The sequence below is a fragment of the Paraburkholderia sp. genome, from assembly GCF_034668105.1.
GTDB lineage: Bacteria > Pseudomonadota > Gammaproteobacteria > Burkholderiales > Burkholderiaceae > Paraburkholderia.
In genome coordinates this window covers 1-11,720 of the sequence record NZ_JAXDPY010000357.1, presented here as the reverse complement: position 1 = coordinate 11,720, position 11,720 = coordinate 1, and the positions used below count along the sequence as shown (strand labels likewise).

Sequence of the window (11,720 nt, the reverse complement as noted above, 5' to 3'; positions counted from 1 at the left end):
CTTCCTCGTAGCTTTGACCGAATGACTCCGGATGTGCCTTTAGTCCTCGCAGCCGAAGCTGGAAGTAGGCATCGCGGTCGGCCGGACCGAGCTGGCGCACCAGTGGGGCGTTGTTGATCAAATGCGTCTCCATGTGGTTTGGATGATCGTGCACAAGCGGTAACAACTCGGTCTGTATCTCGCCCGGGATTCTGCGGCCCCGCTGCCATGCTATTGCTTCACGGCTTCACGGCTTCACGGCTCCATGGCTTCACGGCTTCGCAGCTTCATGCTCGTTGGCCTTCGGCGCGTTGGCTTTCGGCAAACTCTCGCAATGCCGCCGCCGTTTGCTGGTCGGCGGGAAAGAACGCTTCAATGGCAAGTTCCGACAGCGTTACATCCACCGGCGTTCCGAATACCGTGGTCGTGCTGAAGAACGACAGCTCGCCGATAGGCGTGCGCAGCCGCAGCGGCACGGCGACCTGATCGGTCGCGATGTCGTCGTGGTCGGCCGCTTCCGCGCCGGCTGGAGAGGGGTACGTGACTAGCTCATCACGCAGTGCGCTCAACGTATCGTCACCGCTCACGTCGATTTGCCGCTGGAGCCGGGACAGCGCGTGCGCGCGCCAGGCATGCCAGTTGACGATCGACGCCGCGATGCCTTCCGGATGCAAGCTCAGTCGCATCGCATTGACCGGTGGTTTCAGCAGTGCCGGGCTTGCGCCCGCAAGCAGCGGCGCAAGCGCATTGTTCGCGGCGACGATGGTCCAGTGACGGTCGATCGCGAGTGCCGGATATGGCTCGTGACCTTTGAGCACTAACTCCACTGCCTCGCGCGCGGCGGCCAGTTGCGGGTCTGTCAAAGGACGCTCGCGGAACAGCGGCGCATAACCCGCCGCGACCAGAAGTGCGTTGCGTGCCCGCAGCGGCACGTCGAGCCGCTCGGCGAGGTGCATGACCATTTCCCGGCTGGGCACCGCACGCCCTGATTCGACGAAGCTCAGATGCCGCGTTGAAATATCGGCTTCAGCTGCGAGCAGCAACTGGCTCATTCTTCGCCGCTGCCGCCATTCACGCAGCAGGTCGCCGACCGTGCGGCTTGCCGTCGGCACGTTCGACGGGATGGTTTGCGCGAGAGAGAGTGTGTTCATGTTGCCGATGATAGCCAAAGCGCGTGAGCGATCCATTACTTGAGAGGTAATGACAGACCCGGGCAGGCCCGGGCAGACCCGGAACATCCGGAAGAAGCGTAGGACCTTCCACAAATACGCGGCACATTTGGGGCATTGCCCCAGGCGACAAACGCGGGAAGCGCGAGTCAGGCGTGCGCCACGCCGTCCGGCACGGCGTTGAGCTTGACGCCTAACGCGTGCAGCAACTTGAACACGGTATCCATGCGCGGTTTGGAGCCGGGTGCGAGTGTTTTGTAAAGGCTTTCGCGCCCGAGCCCGGCGTCGGCCGCGACCTTCGCGATGCCGCGTGCTTTTGCGATATCGGCGATTGCGGCGAGGAGGAGGTCGGCGTCGCCTTCTTCCAGCGCAGCGTTGAGATATTCGGCGATCATCTCCTCGCTATCGAGGTAGTGCGATGCGTCGAACCGTGCGGTTTTGACTTTGCTCATGACTATTCCTTTCTGATTGCTGCCCACATTGATTTGGCATGCTTGATGTCGGCTGACTGTGAGGACTTATCGCCCCCGCAGAGCAGCAGGTACACCGAACGCCCTTCGCGCGCGAAGTAGACCCGATAGCCGGGACCGCAATCGATGCGCATCTCGGACACACCGTCTTCCAGCAACTTGACGTCGCCGAAATGACCTCGCTCCGCACGCCGGACCCGCACCAGGATTTTTGCCCTCGCTCTTAAGTCTGCGAGGCCGGCAAGCCAACTGTCGAATTCCTCTGTGCGGTGGACCGTGTACACAGGCGGTGAACCGATTTGCTGATGAGTGTATCCTGTCGGATACGATCTTGCAAGCGTAAAAACCATATTTAAAAAGCGGCTCGTGTCCGCACCCGTTCAGTTCATCACATGCTGCGTGGCAACGCCGCGCGGCTCCCGCTAGCCCAATGAGATTAGCGGCTGAGGCCGCCTGTGACGACTCGGCCGGATGGCCAATCCGGCGGGCAAATGGACGTGGATCACCGCAGTGCATCCGGATGCTTACCTCCCACGTAATCGACGTGCTGCGCTCGAGGCGCCAATCTTCACTCCGAGCCCGCCGCATACAGCCAGTCTGCCGAGCGTAGTGCTCAGTCATGCCAATCAAGGAGTTTGAAATGAATGCGCATACCGATCTGATCGACCGATATTTCGACGCATGGAATGAAACCGATGCGAGGCGCCGCCGCGAACTGATCGCGGCGACATGGGCCGCCGATGCCGACTATCGCGATCCGCTGCTGGCAGGCGCGGGCCACGATGGCATCGACGCAATGATTCGTGCGGTGCATGAGCGTTTTCCGCATCACACGTTTCACCGCACGACGGAGGTCGACGGCTTCGCGAACCGGCTGCGCTTTTCGTGGGCGCTCACCACGCCGGGCGGCGAGGCGATCGTGAAGGGATCCGACTTCGGCGTGCTCGACGCACACGGCCGCCTCCAGGCGGTGACCGGCTTCCTCGACCAGGTGCCTGCCGCCGCCTGACCCGCCACGCTTTTTACGGAGACGATCATGCACGAATCCGCTGCCGCCACGGCTCCCGGAGTTGTCCTCAGGGTCGCGCGCCTCGCGGGCGCCGTCGACGCGCTCTCCAGCGCGATTGCCGGCTTCGCTCTGCTGGCCGGTGCGCGCGCGTTCACCTTCACTGCGTTGCTGGCCTGGCGCGAGCCGGTGTTGGGTGGCGCGGGTCTCGTGCTGCTCGCACTGGTCGGATGGCTGCGGTGGCAATGTCGTCAGAATCGGCCAGGCGCGTCGTGCGCAAAAGCGGATTGACGATCAGGCATCGGCACCGGACCGTGCGCTAAGGTCTTGCTACAATCGATCTCAGTGCGCTGGAAGGACAGCGCTACAAGGACAAACCCTTCGGACCCGGGCAGCTCGCCACCAAAAACGGACCGCAAGGACCCAAAGGATCTCAAGGAGACAACGCGTGCTGAAAAATCTGGACCCGCTGCTAAATGCCGATGTGCTGCATGCGTTACGCGCGATGGGACATGGCGACGAACTGGTGGTTTGCGACGCCAACTTCCCGGGCGCGTCCGTCGCGCAGCAGACGGTGTTGGGCAAGCTGCTGCGACTCGACGGCGTGAACGCACCGCGCGCGATTCGTGCGATTCTTTCGGTCATGCCGCTGGATACCTTCATCGAACACCCGGCCTCGCGGATGGAAGTGGTAGGCGAGCCGAATACGGTTCCGGCCGTTCAGCGCGAAGCGCAGATCGAGATCGATGCGGCGGAAGGGCGCGAGGTCCCGTTGGCGTCGGTCGAACGTTTTGCTTTCTATGAGCGGGCGCGCAAGGCTTATTGCGTGATCGCAACCGGTGAAGCGCGCGGTTACGGCTGCTTCGTGTTTACCAAGGGCGTCCTGCTCGCGCCCGATGCGCCGCAACAGTAGCCCGTCTCCATGGCGACGAAACCTATGAGCTTCTCGATAGACAGTCTCGATCATCTCGTTCTGAATGTCGCCGACGTGGAAGCGAGCGCGGCCTGGTATGCGCGCATGCTCGGCATGCGGCGCAGCCAGTTCGAATCGCGCACCGGCACGCGCGTGGCGATGACGTACGGCAATCAGAAAATCAACTTGCGTCCGGCGGATGCGGACACGCTCGCGTGGTTCACCGGGCGCGAGCCGGTGCCGGGCAGCGCCGACCTGTGCTTTATCACCACTGCGAGTCCCGCCGAGGTCAAGGCCCACTGGCTCGCTCAGGGTGTGGAGATAGAGGCCGGCCCGGTTGAGCGCGACGGCGCGCGCGGCAAGATGACTTCGGTGTATTGCCGCGATCCGGACGGCAATCTGATCGAGGTCGCGACGTATCCTCGGCCATGAGCATCGCGGCACGAGGCGTGGCGCGTCGTGCGGAATCGGGTGCTTGCTGAGCGCTCGGACACCTTTTTTGCTCCGCTGAGACGGCGCGAAGTGCGCCGTTCACTCGGGCCCGCTGGGAAAATGGCGGGCAACGTGGCTATTCCCAGGTCGAAAGTGGGGAACTGCGGCCGCCTGGCCGGGTCTGCTGCTTATTCATTTACAGGAGCCCCTCATGACGCGTCCCGTCGATTCCGGCGTTATCCTCATCGCGCGTATCGCTCTTGCCGTGCTGTTTTTGTGGGGCGGCGTGATGAAACTGCTGGGCTATGCGGGCTTCGTGGGCTACCTGCATTCGAAGGGCGTGCCCTTCGTTCAGGTCGCCGCACCGATCGCAACCGCGGTCGAGGCGCTCGGCGGCCTGCTGCTGATCGTCGGCTTCAAGATCCGCCCGCTCGCGCTCATCCTGGCTGTATACGCCGTGGCGACCGCGGTGCTGGGGCACGATTTCTGGAACGTGACCGATCCTGCCTTGCAACGCGATATGGTGATTCACTTCTGGAAGAACATCGGTATCGCCGGTGGTTTCCTGCTGTTGTTCGTGACCGGGGCGGGCCGTATCAGCATCGACGGCGCGCGTGCGCCACGCGGCGGACTGAGTCTCTGATCATGCAGTTGAGGTAGTCTGTGCAGGTTGCTATCGATATTGATTGTGGCGATCATCAAGGGAGCAAATAATGATTCAGAGTTTTGAGCAAACCATTGGCGGCAAGGTTACGCAGTTGTGCGCAAGTCTTGGCGAAGGGCCTACGCCGCATCGCGTGATCATCAGCCTTGCCGATTCGGCGAAAACACTGGTGGTGCTGGATGCTTCGGGCCTCATCAGCACGATCAAGGCCGAGATCGAGGAGCCGGAAAAACTGATCGCCGACGCGATTGTCAAGGCGCAAAACGAAGGGCTGATCGAGCGCGCAATCGACACCGGCACGATTCAGGAAGCGGCGTTGTAAATCGTGTGGCGCTAGTGTGAGCGTATTGCAGCTCCTCGCGCCGTATAGCGTTAAAAAATGACCCCCACGGTGCGTAGGCATCGCGGGGGCATTTTTTTGTACTTTCGACCAGGTGGTGAGATGCTTCGTCCGGTTTGCCGGTTTGCCGGTTTGCCGGTTTGCCGATTCGTCGATTCACCGATTCGCCCACGCGCTGGTCAAAGCCGTGAGACGCTCAGCGCGATTCACCCACTTGCCCAGAGCCAGTCGTCTTGTGCGGGTCCGAGGCCGACGCGTGCGGCTCTGGATGGACAAGGCGATCTTCGGCAGCGCGATGTTGACGATAGTCACGTCGAGTTGAGTGACGACGAAACCGACGCTGACGGTCGCGAGAATGCGGCCGAGGGCCGGCGTGAAGGACGTATTGGAAGAGTTCATGCAACACATCGTAGGCCGATACGTTGCACGATATTTCGCACTGTCGTGAAGTGTCGAAACCGCCGAAACCGCCGAAACCGCCAGCTGTGGAGCCGCTGCAAATAACGGCGCACGACACGGTGCACCGTTGCGAACAACTCGCTTAGCGCGCCTGCGGCGCGTCTTTAATAAACAGCGTAGCCAGCGCACCGAGAATGCAAATAGCGCCGACATACAGCGGCGCGGCCATCGGGTTCGACTTCATCATCAACGAAACGGCGATCGGCGTAAGGCCGCCGAACACCGCATAAGCGACGTTATACGAGAACGAGATGCCGGAGAAACGAATGATCGGCGGGAACGCCTTGACCATCACGAACGGAATCGCGCCGATCACGCCGACGAAGAGGCCGGCCACGGCGTAGAGCGGCACCAGCGCCGACGTATCGACGGCGAGCTGCTGGAACATCACGTAGTACGTCAGGGCCAACGCCAGGCCGCCAATGAAAATCGTGCGCCCCGCACCGATCCGGCCGGCGATCGAGCCTGCCATCACACAGCCGATCGTCAGACACAGCGTCGCCACACAGTTCGCCAGCAGCGCGGTGGCCGGCGCGATGTGAAACTGCTTCTGCAGCAGCGTGGGCGTCATCAGAATCACGACCACGATCGCGGCCGACAGCATCCACGTGAGCAGCATCGACACGATCACGGCGCGGCCATGGTCGCGCAGGACGGCTTTGAGCGGGACTTCCGCGGCGATCGCCTTGCGTTGCTTGAGCTCGGCGAACACCGGCGTTTCATGCAGCCAGCGGCGCAGATAAACCGAGAACATGCCGAACACGCCGCCTACCAGGAACGGAATACGCCATGCGTAGGCGGAGATTTCCGCCGGTGCGAAATGGCGGTTCACCGCCGATGCGATCAACGAGCCGAGCAGGATGCCCGCCGTGAGGCCGGCCGTCAGCGTGCCGCACGCATAGCCGACGTGCCGCTCGGGCACGTGCTCGGAGACGAACACCCACGCGCCCGGCACTTCGCCGCCCACCGCCGCGCCTTGCATCACGCGGAACAGCAGCAGCAGGACCGGCGCCATCACGCCGATGCTGGCGTAGGTGGGCAACAGGCCCATCATCAGCGTCGGCACTGACATCAGCAGCACGCTCAGCGTGAACATGCGCTTACGGCCGAACAGGTCGCCGAAGTGCGCCATGATGATGCCGCCGAGCGGCCGCGCCAGATAGCCCGCGGCAAAGATGCCGAAGGTCTGCACCTGACGCAGCCAGTCGGGCATCGCGGCGGGGAAGAACAACTGGCCGATCGCCGGCGCAAAGAATACGAAGATGATGAAGTCGTAAAACTCCAGCGCCCCGCCGAGCGCGGCGAGGCCGAGCGTCTTGTAATCGCTTCGCCCAAGAGGGCGTGGGGTGACAGCCTGCGCTCCACCCAGATTGGTCGCTTGCATTGCTTGTGTCTTGTCTTTAATTGGGAACCACACATGGGCGTGCGGAAATACGGCGGTCGTCGGGCGAGAAGTGTGGCAAGCGCTGGGTAGAGCACGGGACACCGCCGCGCTGGCCCGGGTAGGGTAAACGCGGTGACGACTGGGGCCAGGGCCAAGATTTTACAGGACTGCGGCAATTCGTTTCGGGAGGTGCTTAATTAGATGGGAAAAAGTTCCCCGAAACTTGTCCTTTCGACGACGCCAGGACGACGAAGGCCGCACGCCGTGCGAGCCTCCGCTGACGAGTGTAGGAATGCCGCGCATGCCTGTCGGAGCCGGGCGATTGGGACGCAAATTAGGAATGCTCCTATGGGATGACTTGGGCGTCCCTCCGAGAATCGCGTCCGAGCTATCAGTTAAGAGTTATCCCATGCGCATTGCCATCCTTCAGCGTGACCCCGTCATGCGTCAATCGATCGAAAAGGTCCTCACGAACGCCAACCATACGTGTCTGGTCTACGACGATGGTTTGACCATGTCGAAGGCGCTCGCCCGTTCCACCGTGGATCTGCTGGTGCTGGACTGGCAAGGCACACGCCTGTCGGGCGCCGAGGTGCTGCGCTCGGTGCGCGCGGTCGGCGGCGACCGGGTGCCGGTCGTGTTTGCTTCGGCGGAGACGTCGGAAGAGAGCGTGGTGCGCGCCTTTGCCAGCGGCGCAGACGAGTATGTGCCGCTGCCGCTGCGGCCGGGCGAGTTCCGCGAACGCGTGGCGGCGTTACTTCGCCGCGCTTATCCGGACCGTTTCAGCGTCACGAATTTCGATGTCGGCCCCTACCGTTTCGACACGCATCGCCAGCTCGTCATGCTGCGCGGTCAGCCGGTGCAGCTATCGGGTACGCAATACCGGTTGGCGTCGTTGTTCTTTTCCAATATCGGCCGCGTGCTGTCGCGCGACCATATCTTCGCGATGGTGTGGGGCCGTGAATTCCGCGAGTTCACCCGCACGATCGACAGTCATGTGTCGCGGCTTCGCTTGCTGCTTGAGATCGAGCCGCAAAACGACTTCCGGCTGCAGCCCGTTTACAAGAGCGGCTATCGCTTGCTGCATCTGCGGCAAGGCGAAGCGGCCGTGCAAAAGCAGGCGGCCTGAGCGCGGCAACGCCCACACTGATCGGCTGAGGTCGCGCGCCGCGGCGGCCAGCCGATCTTGTCTTTAGAAGCCGGAGACCCGTTTCGTGGTCTCCGCGAACGGCCCGTCGATCACAGATGGCCGGCTAGCCGACATAAGCGCACTCACTGGCTGCACGCATCTGGCTCCGCGCCTTGATGCGAGCCCGCATACAAGCCTCCATACGGCCTTCCCCCACGAGCCGCACGGCTCGGTCCAGATTTCCCCCGGCCGCGCGGCTCTCCAACGCCGCGACACTGCGCCGAACCGCGAAGTCAAAAAATCGGGCCGCCCCACAGAGATTTCCGGCGAACCTCCACGCCTGCGCCTGCCGCGTCGAATTCAAGAATTGAGGACTCGGAGATGGAGTATGCGACCGGCCGCTTCATGCGTCACAAGCGTTTCAACCACGGTTACGAAGTCGACGACGTGGTCGGCATGGTGCGGCTCGTCTACCGGGCCACGATCCGCTCGTGATGAAACGTTATCCGCCGGTGTCCGCCGAGCTCGACGTGCCGGATGCGATTTTCGATCCGGTCTGCGCAGAGATCGGATCGACCGCGATGCTCGAACTGGTTGCGACGATTGCTGCTTACAACATGGTGTCTCGCCTGCTGGTGGCGTTGCGCATCGGGCATTGATCGATCGCCACGCCCCAGGCCTTGTTCACTGCTTTTGCGCCGCAAGCTCGGGCTCGCGGTGTAGCGAAGCGGACTCCTTTCCCGGCAGGGTCAACGTAACGATGGCGCACAGCACTGTGCACGCGGCGAGGAACGCGAACGCGCCGTCATACGAGCCGTGCCGCGCGACGATGAGAAAACCCATCACGGCGGGTGACGCGACGCCCGCCAGCTGACTCCCCAGATTGACGATGCCTGAAGCCATGCCCATGTCTTTCGCTTCGATCAGCTTGAGCGGCAGCGCCCACAGCGCGATGAACGAAATCTTCATGCTGAAGGCGAGCACCAGCTGGCACGCGATGACGACCGGCAGGTCCCGCACGTTCAGCATCACGAACAGGCTGATCCCGGCCAGCACTACGCTTGTCAGCAGCAGATACTTCTCGCGGCCCGCGAAGGCCTTGTCGGCGAGCCAGCCGCCCGCCAGCATGCCGACGATGCCCGCGACGCCGGGCAGCGCGGAGACAAATCCGGCATGTACGAGATCGAGCTTCTGCACCTTCATCATGTAGGAGGGGAGCCACGACAGAAAACCCCAGATGAGAATGTTGACGCCGAAGTTGATCACCGAGATCTTCCAGATGTTGCTGTCGCGAACGAGTTCGCCAAAGCCGCGCGGCGCGGCGTAGGCGCCGCCCGCCACCGGCTGGTTGCTCGGCGCCGGATGCGACGTGCGCGTGCCGAACAGGTACAGCGCGAACGCGAGGAGCCCAACTACCGAAGCCCCGAGGAACATCCCACGCCAGCCCAGATAGGCGATCAACGGCACCGCGAGCAGCGGCGCGACGACGAGGCTCAGTGGATTCGTGGCGAGCATGAACGACTGGACCCGCGCGCGCTCGTTCTTCGCGTAGCCTTCCGCGACCGCCTTGTATGCGGCAGTCGGAAAGCATCCTTCAAAGATGCCGAACAGGAAGCGGATCACGAACATCGCCGTGAGCGACCACGCCAGTCCGCTGGCGGCGGTGAAGACCGCGAACATCGCGACGGAGAACAGGATGGTCTTGCGCGTGCCGATCCTGTCGGCGATCCAGCCGCCGGGCAGCTGGATCAATGCGTAGCCCAGGAAAAACACGCTCAGCAGCAGCCCGAGGCCGGATTCGTCGATCTTGAACTCGGCGCCGATAAAGGGCAGCGCCAGGTTGATCAGAAAGCGTTCCAGGTAGCTCGCGAACCAGCACACGAACAGGATGGACGCGAACTGGAATTTCTGATTCGAAACGTTCATACGTTCCTCACTTTGGAGTGCGGGGCGCGCCTGGCTGGCCGGCATGTTGTTGCGATGAGCCGCGCGTTCCCGGACTTCGATGTCTCCTACCATGGATCGGCCCGCTGCACGAACGGAATGCGCTCTTGATGACGCTCTCGTTCGCGCGGCGTACTGCGTCTTCGTGTGGCCGATGCGTGCGTTCAGCCGGCTTAGTCGAAGATCACCGGCGCGCCCGGCGGCGGGCTGAAGCCCAGGTCGCCGCGGGCGATCACGGCTTCGCGTCCGCCATGGGCCGCCAGCAATTCCGATTGACGCTCGCGCACCATGCGGTCCACGTCGTCCGGATCGCAGATCCTCAGCAGCCGCTCGTGGCATTCGCTCAGCACGGACGCATAGTGCGGGTCGGCGGCGCGGTCCTCCAGTTCTTCCGGGTCGCTCGCGAGATCGAACAGTTGCGGCGGGTAATCGACGTAGTACACGTACTTGTACTGCTTGTGGCGGATCATGAACGCGCCGGTGGCCGAGCCCATGCCGTGATATTCCGTCAGCACGTTGCGCTCGGGCTTCGCGCCGTCGGCGATGTCCTCCAGCGACACGCCAGGGAAGCCCTCCGTCAGTGCGGGATCGGTTTCGCCTACCGAGCGCAGGATAAACGGATAGGCGTCCACGTGACTCACGGGCGTATCGACCACCTTGCCCGGCTCGATGCCCGGACCCGCCAGAATCAGCGGCACGCCGGACGCTTCCTCGAACATCGTCGATTTGCCCCACATGCCGCGCGAGCCGAGATTGTCGCCGTGATCGCTCGTGTACATGACGCGCGTGTTGTTGGTGAGGCCGGCGTCCTCCAGTGCCTTCAGCACGAGGCCGATGTTCTCGTCGAGGAACGAACACAATCCGTAGTAGCCCGCGAGAGCCTTCTTGAGCTTGTGCTCGTCGAAGTAATCGTCGTAGTTGAAGCTGCCGCGATAGTCGACCAGATACGGATGCGTCGGCCGCTCTTCCTTGCGATAGAGCTTCGGCAGCGGCAGATCGCGGTCGTAGTACTTGTAGAAATGCTGCGGCGGCGCGGTGAGCGGAAAGTGCGGCGCGACGAACGAGACGAACAGCACCCACGGTTTGTCCGCATGCTTCTGCGCGGCTTCGCGCAGCCATACCTGGGCGCGCGCGGCGATTTCGCGGTCGTAGAACGTGTACTGGCTCTCGCCGGGACCGGCCATGTTCGCCATCTTGTAGGCCCCCTTGCGCACCGGCAGATCGCTGCGCACGAGGCCCATCAGATCGCCCTTGCCCTCGATGATGTGCATCGGAATGATTTCCTCGCTAAAGCCGTGGTCTTCGCCCGTCAGCTTGAAATGCAGCTTGCCGATCGAGGTCACGTTATGCCCGCGTTCGCGCAGCTTGTGATGCCAGCTCGGAATGTCGCCGTCGTAAGCGTCGGCGTTGTCCGCATAGCCGATCTGATGGATGTACTTGCCGACCGCGAACGAGGCGCGCGCCGGAATGCACACGGGGCTCGCGCAGTACGCGGAACTGAAGCGCGTGCCGCGGGCGGCGAGGGCGTCGAGATTCGGCGTCTCGACGATGTCATTGCTGGCGCAACCGAGCATCTTGGGGTTGTGCTCGTCGGACATGATGATGAGCAGGTTCTGCGAATCTTTCATTGTTCCTCCAACTATGTAGGACTATAGTTCTCGCCCGGCAAAATTTTTTGGGGCGGCGTGCCGCCCCAGCCAAAAGCTAGCGCGATTGATGAACCATTCTCGGCAATTGATCGGGGATACTCAGTACGCGACCGGTTGTCGGAATGGAAAACTCCTGGTAGTACACGCACGCGGATTCGCCCATCAGCGCCGCGGCCTGCATG

The 11,720-nt window shown here is 62.6% G+C and carries 14 protein-coding genes and 2 pseudogenes; 8 read left to right on the top strand and 8 right to left on the bottom strand.

The features are described 5' to 3' along the window. The 4 genes and pseudogenes from QOC89_RS16125 to QOC89_RS16110 form a co-directional block, all read right to left on the bottom strand. A pseudogene (locus QOC89_RS16125) lies at nucleotides 1-133 on the bottom strand (N-acetyltransferase); the annotation flags it as partial. A 133-nt stretch (nucleotides 134-266) separates the two neighbouring features. Next, the gene (locus QOC89_RS16120; protein ID WP_323045923.1) at nucleotides 267-1,166 is read right to left on the bottom strand and encodes a helix-turn-helix transcriptional regulator; all 900 of its coding nucleotides are present in this window, start codon (nucleotides 1,164-1,166) and stop codon (nucleotides 267-269) included. A gap of 131 nt (nucleotides 1,167-1,297) precedes the next feature. Then, nucleotides 1,298-1,600 (bottom strand): addiction module antidote protein, encoded by a 303-nt coding sequence (locus tag QOC89_RS16115; protein ID WP_323045922.1) that lies wholly within the window; start codon nucleotides 1,598-1,600, stop codon nucleotides 1,298-1,300. 2 nt (nucleotides 1,601-1,602) lie between these two features. Next, nucleotides 1,603-1,968, bottom strand: coding sequence for a type II toxin-antitoxin system RelE/ParE family toxin (locus QOC89_RS16110; RefSeq protein ID WP_323045921.1), 366 nt, complete (start codon nucleotides 1,966-1,968; stop codon nucleotides 1,603-1,605). A gap of 290 nt (nucleotides 1,969-2,258) precedes the next feature. Between QOC89_RS16110 and QOC89_RS16105 the strand changes: the two genes are divergently transcribed. From QOC89_RS16105 to QOC89_RS16080, 6 genes are all read left to right on the top strand, one after another. Beyond that, nucleotides 2,259-2,627 carry a nuclear transport factor 2 family protein gene (locus QOC89_RS16105; protein ID WP_323045920.1) on the top strand — a complete coding sequence of 123 codons (369 nt, stop codon included), beginning with the start codon at nucleotides 2,259-2,261 and terminating at the stop codon, nucleotides 2,625-2,627. Nucleotides 2,628-2,654: 27 nt separating this feature from the next. After that, complete coding sequence (locus tag QOC89_RS16100; RefSeq protein ID WP_323045919.1) at nucleotides 2,655-2,915, top strand: hypothetical protein; 261 nt, start codon at nucleotides 2,655-2,657, stop codon at nucleotides 2,913-2,915. Between the two features lie 157 nt (nucleotides 2,916-3,072). Then, nucleotides 3,073-3,537 carry an RbsD/FucU family protein gene (locus QOC89_RS16095; RefSeq protein WP_323045918.1) on the top strand — a complete coding sequence of 155 codons (465 nt, stop codon included), beginning with the start codon at nucleotides 3,073-3,075 and terminating at the stop codon, nucleotides 3,535-3,537. Nucleotides 3,538-3,561: 24 nt separating this feature from the next. After that, nucleotides 3,562-3,969 carry a VOC family protein gene (locus tag QOC89_RS16090; RefSeq protein ID WP_323045917.1) on the top strand — a complete coding sequence of 136 codons (408 nt, stop codon included), beginning with the start codon at nucleotides 3,562-3,564 and terminating at the stop codon, nucleotides 3,967-3,969. Nucleotides 3,970-4,180: 211 nt separating this feature from the next. Then, a complete protein-coding gene (locus QOC89_RS16085) occupies nucleotides 4,181-4,612 on the top strand; it encodes a DoxX family protein (RefSeq protein ID WP_323045916.1) in 432 nt (143 codons plus the stop codon). A 70-nt stretch (nucleotides 4,613-4,682) separates the two neighbouring features. Beyond that, nucleotides 4,683-4,955 carry a hypothetical protein gene (locus tag QOC89_RS16080; protein ID WP_323045915.1) on the top strand — a complete coding sequence of 91 codons (273 nt, stop codon included), beginning with the start codon at nucleotides 4,683-4,685 and terminating at the stop codon, nucleotides 4,953-4,955. Between the two features lie 279 nt (nucleotides 4,956-5,234). Here QOC89_RS16080 and QOC89_RS31890 read toward each other — a convergent pair. Together QOC89_RS31890 and QOC89_RS16070 are read right to left on the bottom strand one after the other, a co-directional pair. Then, nucleotides 5,235-5,372 (bottom strand): annotated as a pseudogene (locus tag QOC89_RS31890) (MFS transporter); the annotation flags it as partial. 142 nt (nucleotides 5,373-5,514) lie between these two features. Continuing rightward, nucleotides 5,515-6,816 (bottom strand): MFS transporter, encoded by a 1,302-nt coding sequence (locus QOC89_RS16070; RefSeq protein WP_323045914.1) that lies wholly within the window; start codon nucleotides 6,814-6,816, stop codon nucleotides 5,515-5,517. A 409-nt stretch (nucleotides 6,817-7,225) separates the two neighbouring features. Here QOC89_RS16070 and QOC89_RS16065 point away from each other — a divergent pair, with 409 nt between their 5' ends. Continuing rightward, the gene (locus tag QOC89_RS16065; protein WP_323045913.1) at nucleotides 7,226-7,945 is read left to right on the top strand and encodes a response regulator transcription factor; all 720 of its coding nucleotides are present in this window, start codon (nucleotides 7,226-7,228) and stop codon (nucleotides 7,943-7,945) included. Nucleotides 7,946-8,439: 494 nt separating this feature from the next. Further along, the gene (locus QOC89_RS16060; protein WP_323045912.1) at nucleotides 8,440-8,604 is read left to right on the top strand and encodes a hypothetical protein; all 165 of its coding nucleotides are present in this window, start codon (nucleotides 8,440-8,442) and stop codon (nucleotides 8,602-8,604) included. A gap of 25 nt (nucleotides 8,605-8,629) precedes the next feature. Here QOC89_RS16060 and QOC89_RS16055 read toward each other — a convergent pair whose 3' ends face one another. Together QOC89_RS16055 and QOC89_RS16050 are read right to left on the bottom strand one after the other, a co-directional pair. After that, nucleotides 8,630-9,871: an MFS transporter gene (locus QOC89_RS16055; RefSeq protein WP_323045911.1), complete on the bottom strand. Its 1,242-nt coding sequence runs from the start codon at nucleotides 9,869-9,871 to the stop codon at nucleotides 8,630-8,632. 191 nt (nucleotides 9,872-10,062) lie between these two features. Continuing rightward, the gene (locus QOC89_RS16050) at nucleotides 10,063-11,517 is read right to left on the bottom strand and encodes a sulfatase-like hydrolase/transferase (RefSeq protein ID WP_323045910.1); all 1,455 of its coding nucleotides are present in this window, start codon (nucleotides 11,515-11,517) and stop codon (nucleotides 10,063-10,065) included. Nucleotides 11,518-11,720 lie beyond the last annotated feature (203 nt).

Coding starts and splice junctions, on each gene's coding strand:
- QOC89_RS16120 (WP_323045923.1), bottom strand. CDS start 1,166: ATGGATCGCTCACGCGCTTTGGCTATCATCGGCAACATGAACACACTC.
- QOC89_RS16115 (WP_323045922.1), bottom strand. CDS start 1,600: ATGAGCAAAGTCAAAACCGCACGGTTCGACGCATCGCACTACCTCGAT.
- QOC89_RS16110 (WP_323045921.1), bottom strand. CDS start 1,968: ATGGTTTTTACGCTTGCAAGATCGTATCCGACAGGATACACTCATCAG.
- QOC89_RS16105 (WP_323045920.1), top strand. CDS start 2,259: ATGAATGCGCATACCGATCTGATCGACCGATATTTCGACGCATGGAAT.
- QOC89_RS16100 (WP_323045919.1), top strand. CDS start 2,655: ATGCACGAATCCGCTGCCGCCACGGCTCCCGGAGTTGTCCTCAGGGTC.
- QOC89_RS16090 (WP_323045917.1), top strand. CDS start 3,562: ATGAGCTTCTCGATAGACAGTCTCGATCATCTCGTTCTGAATGTCGCC.
- QOC89_RS16085 (WP_323045916.1), top strand. CDS start 4,181: ATGACGCGTCCCGTCGATTCCGGCGTTATCCTCATCGCGCGTATCGCT.
- QOC89_RS16080 (WP_323045915.1), top strand. CDS start 4,683: ATGATTCAGAGTTTTGAGCAAACCATTGGCGGCAAGGTTACGCAGTTG.
- QOC89_RS16070 (WP_323045914.1), bottom strand. CDS start 6,816: ATGCAAGCGACCAATCTGGGTGGAGCGCAGGCTGTCACCCCACGCCCT.
- QOC89_RS16065 (WP_323045913.1), top strand. CDS start 7,226: ATGCGCATTGCCATCCTTCAGCGTGACCCCGTCATGCGTCAATCGATC.
- QOC89_RS16060 (WP_323045912.1), top strand. CDS start 8,440: ATGAAACGTTATCCGCCGGTGTCCGCCGAGCTCGACGTGCCGGATGCG.
- QOC89_RS16055 (WP_323045911.1), bottom strand. CDS start 9,871: ATGAACGTTTCGAATCAGAAATTCCAGTTCGCGTCCATCCTGTTCGTG.
- QOC89_RS16050 (WP_323045910.1), bottom strand. CDS start 11,517: ATGAAAGATTCGCAGAACCTGCTCATCATCATGTCCGACGAGCACAAC.